Raw genomic sequence first — 16,620 nt, forward strand, 5'->3', positions numbered from 1 at the left:
TGGCACGATGCTCTGGACCGCGCCCACCCCGCTCGACTACTTCGCCTCGCTGGTCGCCGATGACGACCACTTCGCGTTGACCGAAGCGGCCGTCGCCCTGGCGCAGGACGACCACCCCGAGCTCGACACCCAGTCCGTGCTGGCCACCCTCGACGCCCACGCGCAGGCCGTGCGGCAGCGCTTCGAGACGCCCGCCGGCGAGCTGCACAAGCTGCGCAAGCTGCACCACTACCTGTATGTCGACCTCGCGCTGGCGGGCAACGTCAACGACTTCTACAGCCCGGCCAACAGCCACCTGCACGAGGTGCTGCGCACCCGCCGCGGCATCCCGATCTCGCTGGCGGTGATCTACCTCGAGCTGGCTGGCCAGCTCGGCCTCGAGGCCCACGGGCTGTCGTTCCCGGGGCACTTCCTGATCAAGCTGCGGCTGCCGCTGGGCGATGCGGTGATCGATCCGCTCAACGGCACCTCGCTGTCGCGCCAGGAGCTCGAAGACCGGCTCGAGCCCTATCTGCGGCGCGGCCGCGACTGGGGCGTCGAAGGGGCGGGCGCGCCGGCCGACCTGCTGGCGCCGTTCCTGGTGCCGGCCAGCCCGCGCGAGATCATCTCGCGCATGCTGCGCAACCTCGAGGCCGTGCACCGCAGCAACGACGACCTGCCGCGCATGCTGCAGGTCCAGCAGCGCCTGGTGGTGCTGCAGCCCGACGAGTGGGATTGGCGCCGCGACCGTGGCCTGACGCTGGCCAAGCTCGGCCAGACCGAGGCTGCGATCGCCGACCTGGCGCTCTATCTGCGCCACGCCCGCACCCTCGATGACCGCGCCCGTGTCGCTGCCCAGCTGGAGGCCTTGCGCGAGGCCGGTCCACCGCGTTGGCATTGAAACGGCGTGCGCAACCTGAACCGATGCGGGATTTCCTAGAATCCCGTTCTTTTGTCGCGCATCCATGACCCTCACGCTTGCACAACGCTTTGCCCTGGCCTGGGTGGCCCTGGCGGCGCTGTTGCTGGCCGTGCTGTGGCTGCTGGCGCCCGTGCTGACGCCGTTCGTGACCGCCGCCGTGCTGGCCTACGCGCTCGAGCCGGCGGTCGAGCGGCTGGTCCGCCTGCGTGTGCCGCGCCTGCTGGCGGTGGTGCTGGTGGTGCTGGCGGCGATCATGGTGGCCCTGAGCGTGCTGCTGCTGATCGTGCCGATCCTGTCGCAGGAGCTGCCGTTGCTGCGTGAGCAGATCCCCGTGCTGGCCGCGCGCCTGAACGACACCGTGGTGCCGTGGCTGCGCGGCTACGGCATCCGCGTGAGCCTCGACATCGGCAGCATCAAGACGTTCGTCGTCAAGTACCTCAGCGCCAACGTCGACGACTGGCTGGCCACGGTCGTCAGCTCGGCGCGCATCGGCGGCAGCTTCGTGCTGGCGCTGATCGGCAACGCCGTGCTGGTGCCGGTGGTGCTGTTCTACCTGCTGGCCGACTGGTCGCACCTGATCGAGCGGCTGCGCAGTCTGGTGCCGCAGCGCCACGCCGCGGCGATCCACGGCTTCATGAGCGAGTGCGACGAGGTGCTGGGTCAGTACCTGCGCGGCCAGCTGCTGGTGATGCTGGTGCTGGCGATCTACTACACCGTCGCGCTGTCGCTGGCCGGCTTCGACCTGGCCTTGCCGGTGGGCGTGTTCACCGGCCTGGGCATCTTCGTGCCCTACCTCGGCTTCGGCCTCGGCGCGCTGCTCGCCACGCTGGCCGGGGCCTTGCAGTTCGCCAGCGTCTACGGCCTGCTGGCGGTGCTGCTGATCTACGGGGTCGGCCAGCTGATCGAGAGCTTCTACCTCACGCCCCGCCTGGTGGGCGAGCGCATCGGCCTGCACCCGATCGCGGTGATCTTCGCGCTGCTCGCCTTCGGCCACCTGTTCGGCTTCGTCGGCGTGCTGATCGCCCTGCCGGCCGGTGCGCTCGCGCTGGTGGCCTTGCGGCGCCTGCGCAGCGCCTACCTCGACAGCCCGCTGTTCCTGCGCTGACCCATCGTGACCGACCCAAACCTCCTTCCGATGCGTCAGGTGCCGCTGGCCCTGGGCCCCGAGCCCAACTGGCGGCTCGACACCTTCCTGCCCGGCGCCAACGCCCAGTGGCAGCAGGTTTGCGCCGCGCTGGCCCAGCCGCAGCCGGCCACGCCGCTCTACCTCTGGGGCCCGCCGGGCAGCGGCAAGACCCACCTGCTGCGCGCCGCCGCCGCGCTGGCGCAGGAGCGCAGCCAGCTGGTCGTCGCGCTCGACTGCAGCGGCGTGCCGCCCTGGGAATTCGACGACCACACCGGCCTGCTGCTGCTCGACGACTGCGACCGCTACGACACCCGGCGCCAGCAGGCCGCGTTCGCGCTGTTCGTGCAGGCCACCACGCTGGGCGTGCCGGTGCTCGCCGCCGGGCGCCTGCCGCCGGTCGACCTGCCGATCCGCGACGACCTGCGCACCCGTCTCGGCTGGGGCCTGGTCTACCAGCTGGTGCCGCCCGGCGAGGATCACGTGCGCGCCCTGATGCGCCGCGAGGCCGATCGCCGTGGCATCGTGCTGTCCGACGACGTGATCGACTACCTGCTCAAGCGCTGCGCCCGCGACCTCAGCCACCTGATGCGCCTGCTCGACCGGCTCGACCAGCAGGCGCTCGCTACCAAACGTGCCGTCACGCTGCCGCTGGTGCGCAAGGTGCTCGCAGAATCCGAATCCACATGACCTCAGAACCCCGCCACCTCTGTCTTTTCGACCTCGACGGCACGTTGATCCCGATCGATTCCGACCACGCCTTCGGCGAGTTCATGGTCTCGATCGGCTGGGCCGACGCCGACGAGTTCCGCCGCCGCAACGATGTCTTCTACGCCGACTACCAGGCCGGCACGCTCGACCTGACCGCCTACATCGAGTTCGCCACCGGCGTCTGGCGCAACCGGCCGCTGGCCGAGGCCGAGCAGGCGCGCGAGCGCTTCATGGCCGAGGTGATCGGCGCCCAGCTGCATCCGGCCGCCTTCGAGCTGGTGCGCGAGCACCAGGCGCGTGGCGATCTGGTGGCCATCGTCACCGCCACCAACGAGTTCGTGACCACGCCGATCGCCGCCGCGCTGGGTGTCGAGCACCTGCTGGCGGTGCAGCTCGAACGCACCGCCGACGCGGCCTGGACCGGCCGCATCCGTGGTACACCCACTTTCCGCGAGGGCAAGGTCGCGCGCGTGCACGACTGGCTGGCCGGCCTGGGGCACCAGATCGGCGATTTCTCCGGCATCAGCGTCTACAGCGACTCTCCCAACGACCTGCCCCTGATGGAACTTGCCACCGAGCCGGTGGCCACCAACCCGAGTCCCGCACTCGAAGCCACCGCGGTCGAACGCGGCTGGCGCATCCTGCGGCTGTTCCCATGATCAAGAACTTCATCAACAAGCTGCTGCGCAAGTCCGACAAACCCGCCGAGCCGGCCGAGGGGCGACGTGTCGAGGTGCCCGTCTCCGAGCACGGCATCGATCCCGGCCTGGTCGACGACCGCGCGGTCAAGGTCGTCACCACCTTGCAGGACGCCGGTTTCGAGGCCTACATCGTCGGCGGCGCGGTGCGCGACCTGCTGCTCGGGCACCGGCCCAAGGATTTCGACGTCGCCACCAACGCGACGCCCGAGCAGGTCAAGAGCCACTTCCGGCGCGCCTTCATCATCGGCCGGCGCTTTCGCATCGTGCACGTGGTGCACGGTCGCGGGCGCGAGCACGAGGTGATCGAGGTCTCGACCTTCCGCGCCAAGCCCGACGCCAGCGCGGCCGAGCAGGTCAGCGGCAACGAGAAGACCTCGAAGGCCGCGCTGCAGGGCAAGAGCCACGTCGTCGACGCCGAGGGCCGGGTGCTGCGCGACAACGTCTGGGGCCCGCAGATCGACGATGCGGCGCGGCGCGACTTCACCGTCAACGCGCTGTATTACGACCCGCGCGGCCAGATCGTGGTCGACTATCACAACGGCATCGCCGACGCCAAGAAGCGCGTGCTGCGCATGATCGGCGAGCCCGAGGCGCGTTACCGCGAAGACCCGGTGCGCATCATCCGGGTGGTGCGGTTCGCCGCCAAGCTGGGTTTCGAGATCGAGCCGGCCACACGCGCACCGATCATCCGCATGGCCGACCTGCTGGCCAACGTGCCGGCCAGCCGGCTGTTCGACGAGATGATCAAGCTGCTGCAGACCGGCCACTCGCTGGCCAGCCTCGAAGAGCTGCGCAAGCAGGGCCTGCACCGTGGCGTGTTTCCGATCCTCGACGCGGTGCTCGACGACGCGCACCGCCACGACGGGCGCGAGAAGTTCATCCAGATGGCGCTGGCCGACACCGACCGGCGCGTCAACGAAGGCAAGCCGGTGGCGCCGAGCTTCATGCTCGCCTGCATGCTGTGGCACGACGTGATCCGGCGCCGCGACGACCTGCGCCACAAGGGCGAGCCGCCGATGCAGGCGCTGCAGCTGGCGATCGACAGCGTGTTCGACGCCCGCATCGGCGACATCTCCGGGCGCGGCAAGCTGGCCGCCGACATGCGCGAGATCTGGATGATGCAGCCGCGTTTCGAGCGCCGCACGCCGTCGGGCGCACAGACGCTGATCGAGCAGCCGCGCTTTCGCGCCGGCTTCGATTTCCTGCGTCTGCGCGCCGATGCCGGCGAGGTCGAGGATGCGCTGGCCGGCTGGTGGGAAGACTATTCGCTGGCCGACGACACCGAACGCGAAGACCTGCTCGAGCAGGCCCGCCTCGACGATCAGGCCCGCCGCCAGGGCGGCGCGCCCGCGCCGGCGGCCGCCAAGAAGCGCCGCCGCCGTCGCAAGCCGGCCGCTGCGGCAGGCGAGGGTGGCAGTGCCGAGCCGGGCAGCGGGGCCGATGCCGGTTGAGCCCGCCGAGGTGGCGCCGATGCATCGGCTCTACATCGGCCTGGGCGCCAATCTCGGCGACAGCCGTGCCACGCTGGAAGCCGCTTGCGCAGAGCTGGCGGTGTTGCCCGATTGCCGCTGGGTGGCGCGCTCGGGCTGCTACCGCAGTGCACCGGTCGACACCAGCGGGCCGGATTTTCTCAACGCCGTGGTGGCGCTCGACTGCCACCTCGATCGCATCGACGGGCCGCTGCGGGTGCTGCGCGCGCTGCAGGCGATCGAGCTCGGCCACGGCCGCGAGCGGCCTTTCCGCTACGCGCCGCGCACCCTCGATCTCGACCTGCTGCTCTACGGCGACGTGGTGCTCGACAGCCCCGAGCTGACCGTGCCGCATCCGCGTCTGCACCTGCGGGCGTTCGTGCTGCGGCCCCTGCTCGAACTGGCGCCTGACCTGCTGCTGCCCGGCATCGGCCCGGCCCGCAACTGCCTGCCGGCCGTGCTCGATCAGGCGATCGAACGCCTGGCCTGAGCGCAGGCCGACGCTCGCGGCGCCGATTTGCCGCCGCTCGGGCGCAGAAAGTTCCCGCTGATCGAGCGGCTACACTCGCGCGGTTCAAAAATGGTGACAGTTTCGTGACTTTGATGTGACGAATTTGTCATGCCCGCGGTGTTCGCCGCACGGGCTCGTACCCCCTTTCTGGAGTCTCCATGCTGTTCGGCAAGCTGCTGCCGCGCGACGGTAATTTCTTCGAGATGTTCAACGCGCATGGCCAGGCCATCGTCTCGGGTGCCCGCGCCTTCCAGGCCATGATCCAGAACTACAACGATCCGATCCTGCGCGAGAAATACGCCGCCGAGGTCGACGGTGCCGAACACGCGGCCGACAAGATCACCGCCGAGGTCAACCGGCTGCTGCACAAGACCTTCATCACGCCGATCGACCGCGAGCAGATCCACACGCTGATCAACTCGATGGACGACATCCTCGACCTGCTGCAGGACACCAGCGAAACGCTGTCGCTCTACGACGTGCGTGTCATCACCGAAGAAGTCGTGCGTCTGGGCGACATCTCGGCCAAGTGCTGCGAACGCGTCGCGCATGCGGTGTCGCTGCTGTCGCAGCTGTCCAAGAGCAGCGTGGCCGAGGCCACCATCAAGACCTGCGAGGAGATCGATCGCCTCGAGTCGGATGCCGACCGGGTGATGCGCTCGGCGATGTCCAAGCTGTTTCGCGAGCAGCCCGACATCCGCGAGCTGATCAAGCTCAAGGCGATCTACGAGCAACTCGAATCGATCTCCGACAAGTGCGAGGACGTCGCCAACGTGATCGAGGGCATCGTCCTCGAGAACTCCTGAGCCGCGTCGTCCCATGGATGCTGTCCAGGTGGGGTTCTGGGTCATCGTGATGCTGGTGCTGCTGGCGGTCGCGTTCGACTTCATGAACGGCTTTCACGATGCCGCCAACTCGATCGCCACGGTGGTTTCCACCGGCGTGCTCAAGCCGCAGCAGGCGGTGCTGTTCGCGGCGTTCTTCAATGTGGTGGCGATCGGGATCTTCCAGCTCAAGGTCGCCGCCACGGTCGGCAAGGGCATCGCCGAGCCGGGGGTGATCGATCACCACGTGGTGTTCGGCGCGCTGATCGGCGCGATCGTCTGGAACGTCATCACGTGGTGGTACGGCATCCCGTCGAGCTCGTCGCACGCGCTGATCGGCGGCATCGTCGGCTCGGTGGTGGCGAAGGCCGGCGCCACGGCGCTGATCGGCGCGGGCATCTGGAAGACGGTGATCTTCATCTTCGTGTCGCCGGCGCTCGGCTTCGTGCTCGGCTCGCTGCTGATGGTGGCGGTGGCGTGGATCTGCCGGGACACCTCGCCGCTGCGGGTCGATCGATGGTTCCGGCGGCTGCAGCTGGTGTCGGCGGGGCTGTACAGCCTGGGCCACGGCGGCAACGATGCGCAGAAGACGATCGGCATCATCTGGATGCTGCTGATCGCCTCGGGTTATGCCTCGGTCAACGACAAGATGCCGCCCAACTGGGTGATCTGGATCTGCTACCTGGCCATCGGTGCGGGCACCATGTTCGGCGGCTGGCGCATCGTCAAGACCATGGGCCAGCGCATCACCAAGCTCAAGCCGGTGGGCGGCTTCTGTGCCGAGACCGGCGGCGCGATCACGCTGTTCATCGCCACGGCGCTGGGTGTGCCGGTGTCGACCACCCACACCATCACCGGCGCGATCGTCGGCGTCGGCTCGACCCAGCGCGCATCGGCCGTGCGCTGGGGCGTGGCGGGCAACATCGTCTGGGCCTGGATCTTCACGATCCCGGCGTCGGCCGCGGTGGCCGCCGCCGCCTACATGGTCAGCATCAGGCTGTTCTGATGACGTCCGCGGCGTGCGCGCGCGGTGCCACGCAGGCACTGGCGGTCGCCTCGAGCTGCAACTCGAAGTAGCGCTGCAGGCCGAAGCTGATCACCGAGATCAGCACCGCCGCGCCCACGAACAGCGCCACGATGACGCCGAACACCACCGGCCAGCCGGCCGGCGCGCAGGGTTCGGCGTCGCGGTTGTGACGCTCGTTCCAGCGCTCGTCGGGCATCAGGCCGTAGATCAGCGCGGCGAGCATGCCGGCGGCGATCGACAGTCCGCCGAACGGCATCAGCAGCCACGCCAGGCGGTCGTCCTGGCCGAGCGCCTGGACCCGCTGGATGCCCATCACGCCGAGAAACGTCGGCAGCGGATGCAGCCAGCCCCACGGGTCGCGCAGGCCGTGCAGATAGAAGCGGTGCAGCCCCAGGCTGCCGAACAGCACGGCCAGCCAGGTCGCCAGCGTCTTCGATCGGGTCGCGCTCATGCGGCGACTCCGGCAGCGGCCGGTCCGTAGTCCTGCGGGCTGCCCTGGTTGCCGAGGCCCAGGCTGCGTTGCATGATCACCACGTCGAGCCAGCGATCGAACTTCCAGCCCGCCGCGCGCATCACGCCCACTTCGGCGAACCCGCAGCGCCGATGCACGCCGATCGAGCCGGCATTGGCCGAGTCGCCGATCACCGCGAACATCTGCCGCGCACCGATCGCCGTGCAGCGCGCCAGCAGTTCGGCCAGCAGCAGCGTGCCGAGCCCCTGGCCCTGTGCTGCGGGGGCGAGATAGACCGAGTCCTCGAGCGCGAAACGGAACGCCGGGCGCGGGCGGAAGTGATTGGCGTAGGCATACCCCAGCACCTGGTCGCCGCGCTGCGCCACCAGCCAGGGCAGCCCCTTGGACAGCACGTCGTCGCGACGGTGCGCCATCTCGGCTTGCGAGGGCGCCTCGAGCTCGAAGGTGCCGGTGCCGTGTTCGACGTTCCAGGCGTAGATGTCGGTGATGGCCGGCAGGTCGGCAGCGACGCCGGGCCGGATCAGAAAGGAGGCCATGTGCGAGGGTGGGTTTGCATGAGGTGATGACGAGTTTATAATCTTGCGTTTTCCGATGACGGCTGACCGGCTCACGCCACGCAGCATGTATCTGACGGGGTCGGGAGCCGTGGTAGCCGCTGAACGCAGGATGATCCTGTGCCGGCGTTACCCCTTTCTGATCTGCTGACCCGTGTGTCTCCTGGTCGAGTAGATCACCCCATGCCAGTGATCAAGGAAACATCATGGTCGTGATTCGACTCTCCCGCGGCGGCTCCAAGCGGCGCCCGTTCTACAACATCGTCGCTGCCAACAGCGCCAACCGCCGTGACGGCCGCTTCCTCGAGCGAGTGGGTTTCTACAACCCGGTCGCTTCGGGTGGTGAAGAAGCCCTGCGCATCGCCTTCGACCGCGTCGAGCATTGGGTCAGCCACGGCGCCCAGCTGTCGCCGACCGCTGCCCGTCTGGTCAAGCAGGCGCAAGCCAAGGTCGCTCCGGCTGCCTGAAGCCTGACCGCGCACCCGATACCTTGAGCCCCGCAACCTTCACCCTGATCCGTGTCCATGGCAGCTGCTGACGAGTCGAGCTGGCCGGCCGACGTGGTGGAGGTCGCCAAGGTGATCGACGCCTGGGGCGTCAAGGGCTGGTTCCGTGTCCACCCCTACGCAGCCGATGCGCAGGCGGTGTTCACGTCCAGGCGCTGGTATCTGCAGGGGCCTGACAACCGGCCGCGTCCCAAGGACGCGCCGGCCTTGCCCCGGCTGCTGCACGTCACCGAGGTCAAGGAGCACGGCGACGGCATCGTCGCCTGCGCGCCCGAGGTGGCCGACCGCAGCGCTGCCGAGGCACTCAAGGGTGCCCGCATCTTCGTTTCACGAGCCAGTTTTCCGACCGTCGGCGACGGCGAGTACTATTGGATCGACCTGATCGGCCTGTCGGTCGTCAACCGCGACGGCGAGTCGCTCGGCACGGTCACCGATCTCATCGACACCGGCCCGCACAGCGTGTTGCGCCTCGGCTACCCGAGCGTCGACGACAAGGGCGCGCCGGTCGAAGGCGAGCGGCTGATTCCGTTTGTCGCGGCCTACATCGATTCGGTGCAGCTGGACCAGAAGCGCATCGTCGCCGACTGGGGCCTTGACTACTGAGCTGTCCGGGCTCGCTGCCCGGCCGTCGATGCCATGCGCTTCGATGTCCTGACCCTTTTTCCCGAGCTGTTCGAGCCTTTCCTGCACGCGGGAGTGACTCGGCGTGCCTTCGAGAGCGGGCAGGTCGACGTCAAGCTGTGGCAGCTGCGCGATTTCGCCGAAGACAATTACAAGCGGGTCGACGATCGGCCCTATGGCGGCGGACCGGGCATGGTGATGCTGGTCGAGCCGCTCGAGCGTGCCTTGCGTGCCGTTCGTGCCCAGGCCGGTGATGCGGCCCCGCTGATCCACTTCACGCCGGCCGGTGCGCCGATGACGCAGAAGCGCGTGCGCGAACTCGCCGCGGGGCCGGGTGCGGTGCTGCTGTGCGGGCGCTACGAAGGCATCGACCAGCGCTTCATCTCGCGTCATGTCGACGAAGAGATCAGCCTCGGCGACTTCGTGCTGTCGGGCGGAGAGCTGCCGGCGCTGGCCTTGCTCGATGCGGTGACGCGCCTGCAGCCGGGTGTGCTCAACGATGCCGCGTCGCACCAGCAGGACAGCTTCTCGGACGGTCTGCTCGATTGCCCGCACTACAGCCGCCCCGAGCGGCTGGGTGAGGCCGCCGCCGATGCGGTGCCGGCGGTGCTGCTGTCGGGCCATCACGCCCGCGTGGCCAGCTGGCGGCGCGAGCAGCAACTGCGCATCACGGCCCTGCGCAGGCCCGACCTGATCGATGCCGCACGTGCCGCTGGCGCTCTCAGTCCCGCCGACGAGCGCTTGCTGGCTTCATTGCAGTTATAATCAAAGGCTTTGATCCTCTGCCGAGGCAGCGCGTTGCGCTTGAAAAACACGTCGGCACGATCGCTTGGAGTAGCAAATGGATCTGATCCAACAACTTGAGCAAGAAGAAATTGCTCGCCTGAACAAGGTCATCCCCGTCTTCGCCCCCGGCGACACGGTGATCGTCAGCGTCAACGTGGTCGAAGGCACGCGCAAGCGTCTGCAGGCTTACGAGGGTGTCGTGATTGCCAAGCGCAACCGCGGCCTCAACAGCAGCTTCATCGTGCGCAAGATCTCGAGCGGCGAAGGCGTCGAGCGGACCTTCCAGCTCTACAGCCCGCTGATCGCCTCGATCGAAGTCAAGCGCCGCGGTGACGTGCGCCGTGCCAAGCTCTACTACCTGCGCCAGCGCAGCGGCAAGTCGGCACGCATCAAGGAAAAGCTGTCCTGATCGCGGTTTCCCGCGTTTCATGCCCGCTTTGACAAGGCCGCCTTCGGGCGGCTTTGTCGTTTTCGCCCTAAGCTCGAGCAGATGTCTGCCGCCACACCGTTGATCCTTGATCCCCGCGCCATCCCCGTGATCGGGGTCGACGAACACCTGCCGGCTGTGCCGCCGACGGCCCTCGGCGAAGCCGCTGTGCGCGCGCGGTTTGCGCGCAGCGATGCCTGGACGCCGATGTTTTCAGGCGATGGCCAGCGCCTCGGCGTCCAGGGGCGGCCGCCGGCCGCTGCTGCCGTCCTGGTGCCGCTGGTGCTGCGCCCCGACGGGCTGCACGTCCTGCTGACACGTCGCACCGATCACCTGCGCGATCATGCGGGGCAGATCAGCTTTCCCGGCGGACGCGCCGAACCGGGCGAGGACGACCCGGCCCAGACCGCCTTGCGCGAGGCCGAGGAAGAAGTCGGCCTGCCGCGCGAGCAGGTCGAGGTGATCGGCCGGATGCCGGCCTACACCACCATCACCTCGTTCGTGGTCACGCCGGTGGTGGCGCTGGTGCACCCACCCCTGGTGCTGCAACTCGATCCGTTCGAGGTGGCCGAGGCCTTCGAGGTGCCGCTGTCGTTCCTGATGACACCGGCCTTCCACCGCCGCCACCGGTTCGACAGCGATGGCCAGCAGCGCCATTTCCTGTCGATGCCCTGGCAGGGGCGCGGCGGCGACGGCGAACTGCGCGAGTACTTCATCTGGGGCGCCACGGCCGCGATGCTGCGCAATCTCTACCATTTCCTGTCGGCCTGAGCGTGTGCGCCCGAACCGCGCACCCGGGCGGGTTGCCGGGTGTGGCCGGTATCATTGTCGGATGAGCTTTTTCGCGGTCTTGCTGGCCCTCGTCATCGAACAGTTGCGGCCCCTGCCGCAGGGCAATCCGGTCCATGAAGGGCTGATTGCCTGGTCGCGCTGGACCGGCTTCAACTTCGATGCCGGCCGTGAGCACCACGCCTGGGTGGTCTGGACCGTGACGGTCTTCGTGCCGGCGTTGCTGGTCGGGCTGGTGCACTGGGCGCTCGACAGCTACAGCAGCATCCTGTCGCTGGCCTGGGATCTGGTCGTGCTCTACATGACGCTCGGCTTTCGCCAGTTCAGCCACTACTTCACCGACATCCGGGATGCTCTCGAGCAGGGCCAGGAGGAGCGCGCCCGTGAATTGCTGCGTGCCTGGCGCAACCTCGACGCCAGCGAACTGCCACGCACCGAACTGCTGCGCCATGTGATCGAGCACGCGCTGCTGGCGGCGCACCGCCATGTGTTCGGCGTGTTCTTCTGGTTCGTGCTGGGCTCGGCGCTCGGGCTCGGGCCGGTCGGTGCCGTGATCTACCGGATGGCCGAGTTCTGTGCCCGTTACTGGGCCTACAAGAGCCGCACGCTGAGCGCGCCGACCAACGAGCGCCTGATGCTGCGTGCGCAGCAGGCCTTCGCCCTGATCGACCACGTTCCGGCGCGTCTGACGGCGGCAGGGTTTGCGGTGGTCGGCAATTTCGAGGAGGCGGTCGACTGCTGGCGCCACCATGCGGGGTTGTGGAAGCACTCCAACGACGGCATCCTGCTGGCGTCGGCAGCCGGCGCGGTCGGTCTGGCGCTCGGCGGCACCCATGCGCCCGAACTGATGCCCAACCGCAGCCGCGGTTTCGATGCCGGCGCCTTGCCCGACGAGGCCGGCGCCGAAGGCAGCACGCCCGGCGCTGCGCCGCAGCTGGCGCACCTGCGCGCGGTGGTCGGTCTGGTCTGGCGCTCGGTGGTGCTGTGGATGCTGCTGCTGGCGCTGCTGTCGCTGGCCAACCTGCTCGCCTGACGCCGGTGCGCCCGGCGGTGACGCTGGCTCAGGTCGGCTCGCGCGCCGCGTCCTTCAGGATCGCCAGGATGTCGGAGCGGAACTCGCGCTGGTAGAGGATGTAGATCACGCCCGCGCTGCCCAGCGCGAAGGCCAGCGGCGACATGAACCACAGCATCGCCGCAAAGCTCAGGTAGACCGCCCGCAGGCCGTCGTTGAAGGTCTCGGCGGCCAGCGCGACGATGCGCCCGGCGTGGCGCGAAAAGCTCTCGCTGAGCGCCGGCTGCTGCTGGTAGGTGTGGTGGTCGGGGGCGGCCGCGATCAGCAGCGCGGCAAAGCTGTACTGCCGCATCGACCACGTGAAGCGGAAGAACGCGTTCACGAAGATGCCCACCAGCAGCAGCAGCTTGAGGTCGAAGATCAGCGCCGAGGTGCGTGCCGCGAACGGCAGCTCACGCACCAGCTCGCTGGTCTTCTCGGTCGCGCCGAGCGCGGCGATCAGGCCGCCGATGATGAAGATCGTCGTCGAGGCAAAGAACGACGGGCTGGTCGACAGGTTCTGCAGCACCACGCCGTCGATCATGCGGTTCTCGCGCAGCGTGGTCTGCGTCATCCAGCGGTTGCGAAACTGGTTGGATGTCGCGATCAGCGAACCTTCGACGCTGGCGCGGCGCCGCGCAAAGCTCACATAGCCGATCCAGCAGGTGAAAAACCAGCCGAGCGCCAGCCAGTCGGCCAGTGGCAGGAGGGTGATGACGCGCAGTGTCCAGTCCATCCGGACACTGTATCAAGCGCGTCTCAGGGCGCCAGATCGAACACCAGCACCTCGGCGGCGTCGCCCTGGCCGAGCGTCAGGGCCGTCTCGCGGTCCAGCGCCAGCGCATCGCCGGCCTGCAGCACATGGCCGTTGACGTTCAAGGTGCCGCGCGCCAGGAAGACGTAGGCCTTGCGAGCGGGCGGCAGCGCCAGTTCGGCCCGCTCGTCGCCGTCGAACAGGCCGACCCACAGGCGCGCGTCGGCATGCAGCGTGACGGCATCGCCGACGTCCGCCGAGCCCTCGGGCGCGGCCACCAGGCGCAGCCGGCCGCGTTTGTCTTCGGCCGCAAACTGACGCTGCTCGTAGCCCGGCGCCAGGCCGGCGCGGCTGGGCAGCAGCCAGATCTGCAGGAAATGCGTGGTGGCGTCGGGTGCGTGGTTGAACTCGCTGTGGCGCACGCCGGTGCCGGCGGTCATGCGCTGCACCTCGCCCGGGCGGATCGCCTCGCCATTGCCGATGCTGTCGCGGTGCGCGAGTTCGCCTTCGAGCACGTAGCTGACGATCTCCATGTCGCGGTGGCCGTGGGTGCCGAAACCGGTGCCGGGGGCGATGCGGTCTTCGTTGATGACCCGCAGGTTGCCCCAGCCCATGCGCGCCGGGTCGTGGTAGTCGGCGAACGAAAAACTGTGGAAGCTCTTGAGCCAGCCGTGGTCGGCCTGGCCGCGGTGAGCCGACTTGTGTAGCGTGATCATCGTGGGGTCTCCTGTGGTGGGGGGATGATGCGCTGCGATCCCCCCGCCAGGCCTGAGCCGGCCTGATGGCATCATTCAAAGCACTTGAAAGGCCCTCGCGGCCCACTGCCATGACCCCACGCCGCCACGCCCTCACGCCCGAAGCCCTGGAGATGATGGACACCATCGCGCGCACCGGCAGCTTCGCCGCGGCCGCGCGCGAACTGGGCAAGGTGCCGTCGGCGCTGACCTACAGCGTGCGCCAGCTCGAGGAGGCGCTCGACGCGCTGCTGTTCGACCGCCGCTCGCGCCAGGCCCAGCTCACGCCGGCCGGCGACGAGCTGCTGCGCGAGGGCCGCCGCCTGCTGCAGCAGATCGACACGGTGGCCAACCGGGTGCAGCGTGTGGCCAACGGCTGGGAGACCGAGCTGGCGATCGCGGTCGACAACATCGTGGCGCCGGCCGCGCTGTTCGACCTGATCGACGCCTTCTTCACGCTGCCCAGCGGCGTGGGTGACGACACCGTCGCGACCGGCCAGACCGCCTCCGGCCACCGCGGCCCGCCGACCCGCCTGAAGCTGCTCGACGAAGTCATGGCCGGCACTTGGGAGGCGCTCGTCACCGGCCAGGCCGACCTGGCGATCGGCGTGACGCTGCCCGGTGCGGCCTTCGAGGACATCCAGACCGCGGTGCTGGGCCCGCTGCGCATGGTGATGGCGGTGGCGCCGCACCACCCGCTGGCGCGCGAGGCGGCGCCGCTGTGTTCGGACACCATCGCCCGCCACCGCATCGTCGCCATCGCCGACAGCGCCAAGCGCCACGATCCGATCACCGTGGGCGTGCAGGCCGGCCAGGACGTGCTGACCGTGCCGTCCGTGGCCGCCAAGCTCGAGGCCCAGCTGCGCGGCCTGGGTTGTGGCCGCCTGCCCGAAAACCTGGTGCGCCGCCACGCCGAAGCCGGCCGTCTGGTGGTGCTCGAGACCGAAGAGCCGCCGCGCGAGATCGAGCTGCACTACGCCTGGCGGCGCAGCGCGGCGCAGGGGCGGGCGCTCGGCTGGTGGTTGTCGCAGCTCGAAAGCGTCACCACGCGGCGTGCGCTGATGGAGCAGCACGCCGGCCTGCTGCTCTGAGCCGGCGATGGCCGAGGTCGTGACCGGGCGCTTCGCGCCTTCGCCCACCGGTGCGCTGCATGCCGGCTCGATGGTCGCGGCGCTGGCTTCGTGGCTGGATGTGCGCGCGCAAGGAGGTGTCTGGCTGGTGCGCATGGAGGACGTCGACACGCCGCGCTGCGTGCCCGGTGCCGCCGAGCAGATCCTGTCCCAGCTCGCCGCCTGCGGATTGAACAGCGACCGGCCGCCGATGTGGCAATCGAGCCGCGGCGCGGCCTACGGCGCGGCGCTGGCGCAGCTGGTCGAGGCCGGACTCGCCTACCCGTGTGCGTGCACGCGCAAGCAGATCGAGCAGGACGCGCTCGCCGCCGGCCATCTGCATCTGCGTCAGGCCGAACGGGTCTACCCCGGCACCTGTCGACCCGAGCGCGGCGGGCTGGCCGGGCGTGCCGCGCGGGCCTGGCGGCTGCACACGGCGCGCGCAGGGGGCAGCGCGGCGGTGTCATGGTCGGATCGCCGACTCGGCCGGCGATCGCAGGGGGTCGAAGCGGCGGTCGGTGACTTCGTCCTGCGCCGCGCCGACGGGCTGTGGGCGTATCAGCTCGCGGTGGTGGTCGACGATGCGGCACAGGGCATCACCGACGTCGTGCGTGGCGAAGACCTGGCCGACAACACCGCGCGCCAGATCCTGCTGCAACGTGCGCTCGGCCTGCCCATGCCGCGTTACCTGCACACGCCGCTGGTGCTGGCAGCCGACGGCCAGAAGCTGTCCAAGCAGAACGGCGCCGTGCCGGTGGCCATGGACGACCCCGCCGGCGTGCTGCGCGCTGCCGCCGCCGTGCTGGGCCTGACGCTCGATGCGGGCCGGCCGGTGGGCGAGACGTTGGCCCAGGCCGTCGCGCTCTGGCGGGCCGGCTGGCTCGCTCGGTGAGTGGCCGCGCCGCCCGGATCGGCGCTGTGACGGTGGCATCATCGCGGCCTCGCCGGCGGCCGGATTGCGATCCGCCGCCGACCCGCAGCGGCGCAAGGACAGGCGCCCCCACCCGATCGAAAGGCTCTCCACCATGACCATGATCACCACCGAAAGTGGCCTGCAATATGAAGACACCGTGGCTGGCAGCGGCGCCACGGCGACTGCCGGCAAGCAGGTCAGCGTGCACTACACCGGCTGGCTGTACGACCCGGCCCAGGCCAACGGCCGCGGCCGCAAGTTCGACTCCAGCAAGGACCGCGGCCAGCCGTTCCGCTTCAACCTCGGCGCCGGCATGGTGATCGGTGGCTGGGACGAAGGCGTGCAAGGCATGCAGGTCGGCGGCACGCGCGTGCTGCTGATCCCGCCCCAGCTCGGCTACGGCGCACGCGGCGCCGGCGGCGTGATCCCGCCGAACGCGACGCTGGTGTTCGAGGTCGACTTCCTCGGCTGATGCAGTGCCCGCCTGGTGCGGGCCGCAGACAGAAAAAAGCCCGCTGAACTTGCGTTCAGCGGGCTTTCTCTTTTGGCGGAGAGGGTGGGATTCGAACCCACGGTACCTTGCGGTACGCCTGATTTCGAGTCAGGTACAATCGACCACTCTGCCACCTCTCCTTAA

General features: G+C 69.1%; 21 protein-coding genes and 1 tRNA gene. 17 read left to right on the forward strand and 5 right to left on the reverse strand.

What is annotated here, in order from left to right:
* Positions 1-7 precede the first annotated feature (7 nt).
* The 8 genes from LCHO_RS03360 (at position 8) to LCHO_RS03395 (ending at position 7,246) form a co-directional block, all read left to right on the forward strand.
* A complete protein-coding gene (locus tag LCHO_RS03360) occupies positions 8-880 on the forward strand; it encodes a SirB1 family protein (RefSeq protein ID WP_012345708.1) in 873 nt (290 codons plus the stop codon).
* Between the two features lie 64 nt (positions 881-944).
* Positions 945-2,006 (forward strand): AI-2E family transporter, encoded by a 1,062-nt coding sequence (locus LCHO_RS03365; protein WP_012345709.1) that lies wholly within the window; start codon positions 945-947, stop codon positions 2,004-2,006.
* A 30-nt stretch (positions 2,007-2,036) separates the two neighbouring features.
* Complete coding sequence (gene hda / locus LCHO_RS03370; protein ID WP_012345710.1) at positions 2,037-2,714, forward strand: DnaA regulatory inactivator Hda; 678 nt, start codon at positions 2,037-2,039, stop codon at positions 2,712-2,714.
* Positions 2,711-3,394, forward strand: coding sequence for an HAD family hydrolase (locus tag LCHO_RS03375; RefSeq protein ID WP_012345711.1), 684 nt, complete (start codon positions 2,711-2,713; stop codon positions 3,392-3,394). Before hda ends, LCHO_RS03375 begins: the two co-directional genes overlap by 4 nt.
* The gene (pcnB, locus tag LCHO_RS03380) at positions 3,391-4,887 is read left to right on the forward strand and encodes a polynucleotide adenylyltransferase PcnB (protein WP_012345712.1); all 1,497 of its coding nucleotides are present in this window, start codon (positions 3,391-3,393) and stop codon (positions 4,885-4,887) included. Before LCHO_RS03375 ends, pcnB begins: the two co-directional genes overlap by 4 nt.
* Positions 4,877-5,395: a 2-amino-4-hydroxy-6-hydroxymethyldihydropteridine diphosphokinase gene (gene folK, locus LCHO_RS03385; protein WP_223210495.1), complete on the forward strand. Its 519-nt coding sequence runs from the start codon at positions 4,877-4,879 to the stop codon at positions 5,393-5,395. The genes pcnB and folK overlap by 11 nt, the downstream gene beginning before the upstream one ends.
* A 179-nt stretch (positions 5,396-5,574) precedes the next feature.
* The gene (locus tag LCHO_RS03390) at positions 5,575-6,222 is read left to right on the forward strand and encodes a DUF47 domain-containing protein (RefSeq protein WP_012345714.1); all 648 of its coding nucleotides are present in this window, start codon (positions 5,575-5,577) and stop codon (positions 6,220-6,222) included.
* 13 nt (positions 6,223-6,235) lie between these two features.
* Positions 6,236-7,246, forward strand: coding sequence for an inorganic phosphate transporter (locus tag LCHO_RS03395; protein ID WP_012345715.1), 1,011 nt, complete (start codon positions 6,236-6,238; stop codon positions 7,244-7,246).
* Here LCHO_RS03395 and LCHO_RS03400 read toward each other — a convergent pair.
* Positions 7,233-7,718: a TM2 domain-containing protein gene (locus LCHO_RS03400; RefSeq protein ID WP_012345716.1), complete on the reverse strand. Its 486-nt coding sequence runs from the start codon at positions 7,716-7,718 to the stop codon at positions 7,233-7,235. The genes LCHO_RS03395 and LCHO_RS03400 overlap by 14 nt on opposite strands.
* On the reverse strand, positions 7,715-8,275 hold the full coding sequence (locus tag LCHO_RS03405; RefSeq protein WP_012345717.1) for a GNAT family N-acetyltransferase: 561 nt from the start codon (positions 8,273-8,275) through the stop codon (positions 7,715-7,717). The genes LCHO_RS03400 and LCHO_RS03405 overlap by 4 nt, the downstream gene beginning before the upstream one ends.
* Positions 8,276-8,499: 224 nt before the next feature.
* Here LCHO_RS03405 and rpsP point away from each other — a divergent pair, with 224 nt between their 5' ends.
* The 6 genes from rpsP (at position 8,500) to LCHO_RS03435 (ending at position 12,455) form a co-directional block, all read left to right on the forward strand.
* Complete coding sequence (rpsP, locus tag LCHO_RS03410) at positions 8,500-8,760, forward strand: 30S ribosomal protein S16 (protein WP_012345718.1); 261 nt, start codon at positions 8,500-8,502, stop codon at positions 8,758-8,760.
* 57 nt (positions 8,761-8,817) lie between these two features.
* On the forward strand, positions 8,818-9,402 hold the full coding sequence (gene rimM / locus LCHO_RS03415; RefSeq protein WP_012345719.1) for a ribosome maturation factor RimM: 585 nt from the start codon (positions 8,818-8,820) through the stop codon (positions 9,400-9,402).
* A 33-nt stretch (positions 9,403-9,435) separates the two neighbouring features.
* Positions 9,436-10,185 carry a tRNA (guanosine(37)-N1)-methyltransferase TrmD gene (trmD, locus tag LCHO_RS03420; protein ID WP_012345720.1) on the forward strand — a complete coding sequence of 250 codons (750 nt, stop codon included), beginning with the start codon at positions 9,436-9,438 and terminating at the stop codon, positions 10,183-10,185.
* Between the two features lie 76 nt (positions 10,186-10,261).
* Positions 10,262-10,615, forward strand: a complete 354-nt coding sequence (rplS, locus tag LCHO_RS03425) for a 50S ribosomal protein L19 (protein WP_012345721.1) — start codon at positions 10,262-10,264, stop codon at positions 10,613-10,615.
* Positions 10,616-10,696: 81 nt separating this feature from the next.
* Positions 10,697-11,404: a CoA pyrophosphatase gene (locus LCHO_RS03430; protein WP_012345722.1), complete on the forward strand. Its 708-nt coding sequence runs from the start codon at positions 10,697-10,699 to the stop codon at positions 11,402-11,404.
* Positions 11,405-11,465: 61 nt separating this feature from the next.
* Positions 11,466-12,455 carry a CobD/CbiB family protein gene (locus LCHO_RS03435; protein ID WP_012345723.1) on the forward strand — a complete coding sequence of 330 codons (990 nt, stop codon included), beginning with the start codon at positions 11,466-11,468 and terminating at the stop codon, positions 12,453-12,455.
* A gap of 28 nt (positions 12,456-12,483) precedes the next feature.
* Here LCHO_RS03435 and LCHO_RS03440 read toward each other — a convergent pair whose 3' ends face one another.
* Both LCHO_RS03440 and LCHO_RS03445 read right to left on the reverse strand, forming a co-directional pair.
* Entirely contained in the window at positions 12,484-13,209 is a 726-nt protein-coding gene (locus tag LCHO_RS03440) for a DUF599 domain-containing protein (protein WP_012345724.1), read from the reverse strand.
* Positions 13,210-13,232: 23 nt separating this feature from the next.
* Positions 13,233-13,943 carry a pirin family protein gene (locus LCHO_RS03445; protein WP_012345725.1) on the reverse strand — a complete coding sequence of 237 codons (711 nt, stop codon included), beginning with the start codon at positions 13,941-13,943 and terminating at the stop codon, positions 13,233-13,235.
* A 110-nt stretch (positions 13,944-14,053) separates the two neighbouring features.
* Here LCHO_RS03445 and LCHO_RS03450 point away from each other — a divergent pair, with 110 nt between their 5' ends.
* From LCHO_RS03450 to LCHO_RS03460, 3 genes are all read left to right on the forward strand, one after another.
* The gene (locus tag LCHO_RS03450) at positions 14,054-15,052 is read left to right on the forward strand and encodes a LysR family transcriptional regulator (protein WP_012345726.1); all 999 of its coding nucleotides are present in this window, start codon (positions 14,054-14,056) and stop codon (positions 15,050-15,052) included.
* A 7-nt stretch (positions 15,053-15,059) separates the two neighbouring features.
* On the forward strand, positions 15,060-15,962 hold the full coding sequence (gluQRS, locus tag LCHO_RS03455) for a tRNA glutamyl-Q(34) synthetase GluQRS (RefSeq protein WP_012345727.1): 903 nt from the start codon (positions 15,060-15,062) through the stop codon (positions 15,960-15,962).
* A gap of 133 nt (positions 15,963-16,095) precedes the next feature.
* Positions 16,096-16,455, forward strand: coding sequence for an FKBP-type peptidyl-prolyl cis-trans isomerase (locus LCHO_RS03460; RefSeq protein ID WP_012345728.1), 360 nt, complete (start codon positions 16,096-16,098; stop codon positions 16,453-16,455).
* A 73-nt stretch (positions 16,456-16,528) separates the two neighbouring features.
* Here LCHO_RS03460 and LCHO_RS03465 read toward each other — a convergent pair.
* Positions 16,529-16,616 (reverse strand) — tRNA-Ser (locus LCHO_RS03465).
* Between the last annotated feature and the right edge of the window lie 4 nt (positions 16,617-16,620).

Source organism: Leptothrix cholodnii SP-6, assembly GCF_000019785.1.
Classification (GTDB): Bacteria; Pseudomonadota; Gammaproteobacteria; order Burkholderiales; family Burkholderiaceae_C; genus Sphaerotilus; species Sphaerotilus cholodnii.

Bases quoted from the DNA above. Each gene is read 5' to 3' on its own strand.
- LCHO_RS03360 (WP_012345708.1), top strand. From the start codon at position 8: ATGCTCTGGACCGCGCCCACCCCGCTCGACTACTTCGCCTCGCTGGTC.
- rplS (WP_012345721.1), top strand. From the start codon at position 10,262: ATGGATCTGATCCAACAACTTGAGCAAGAAGAAATTGCTCGCCTGAAC.
- LCHO_RS03445 (WP_012345725.1), bottom strand. From the start codon at position 13,943: ATGATCACGCTACACAAGTCGGCTCACCGCGGCCAGGCCGACCACGGC.
- hda (WP_012345710.1), top strand. From the start codon at position 2,037: ATGCGTCAGGTGCCGCTGGCCCTGGGCCCCGAGCCCAACTGGCGGCTC.
- LCHO_RS03365 (WP_012345709.1), top strand. From the start codon at position 945: ATGACCCTCACGCTTGCACAACGCTTTGCCCTGGCCTGGGTGGCCCTG.
- LCHO_RS03375 (WP_012345711.1), top strand. From the start codon at position 2,711: ATGACCTCAGAACCCCGCCACCTCTGTCTTTTCGACCTCGACGGCACG.
- LCHO_RS03430 (WP_012345722.1), top strand. From the start codon at position 10,697: ATGTCTGCCGCCACACCGTTGATCCTTGATCCCCGCGCCATCCCCGTG.
- trmD (WP_012345720.1), top strand. From the start codon at position 9,436: ATGCGCTTCGATGTCCTGACCCTTTTTCCCGAGCTGTTCGAGCCTTTC.
- gluQRS (WP_012345727.1), top strand. From the start codon at position 15,060: ATGGCCGAGGTCGTGACCGGGCGCTTCGCGCCTTCGCCCACCGGTGCG.
- LCHO_RS03395 (WP_012345715.1), top strand. From the start codon at position 6,236: ATGGATGCTGTCCAGGTGGGGTTCTGGGTCATCGTGATGCTGGTGCTG.
- pcnB (WP_012345712.1), top strand. From the start codon at position 3,391: ATGATCAAGAACTTCATCAACAAGCTGCTGCGCAAGTCCGACAAACCC.
- rpsP (WP_012345718.1), top strand. From the start codon at position 8,500: ATGGTCGTGATTCGACTCTCCCGCGGCGGCTCCAAGCGGCGCCCGTTC.
- rimM (WP_012345719.1), top strand. From the start codon at position 8,818: ATGGCAGCTGCTGACGAGTCGAGCTGGCCGGCCGACGTGGTGGAGGTC.
- LCHO_RS03435 (WP_012345723.1), top strand. From the start codon at position 11,466: ATGAGCTTTTTCGCGGTCTTGCTGGCCCTCGTCATCGAACAGTTGCGG.
- LCHO_RS03390 (WP_012345714.1), top strand. From the start codon at position 5,575: ATGCTGTTCGGCAAGCTGCTGCCGCGCGACGGTAATTTCTTCGAGATG.
- LCHO_RS03460 (WP_012345728.1), top strand. From the start codon at position 16,096: ATGACCATGATCACCACCGAAAGTGGCCTGCAATATGAAGACACCGTG.
- LCHO_RS03405 (WP_012345717.1), bottom strand. From the start codon at position 8,275: ATGGCCTCCTTTCTGATCCGGCCCGGCGTCGCTGCCGACCTGCCGGCC.
- folK (WP_223210495.1), top strand. From the start codon at position 4,877: ATGCCGGTTGAGCCCGCCGAGGTGGCGCCGATGCATCGGCTCTACATC.
- LCHO_RS03400 (WP_012345716.1), bottom strand. From the start codon at position 7,718: ATGAGCGCGACCCGATCGAAGACGCTGGCGACCTGGCTGGCCGTGCTG.
- LCHO_RS03440 (WP_012345724.1), bottom strand. From the start codon at position 13,209: ATGGACTGGACACTGCGCGTCATCACCCTCCTGCCACTGGCCGACTGG.
- LCHO_RS03450 (WP_012345726.1), top strand. From the start codon at position 14,054: ATGACCCCACGCCGCCACGCCCTCACGCCCGAAGCCCTGGAGATGATG.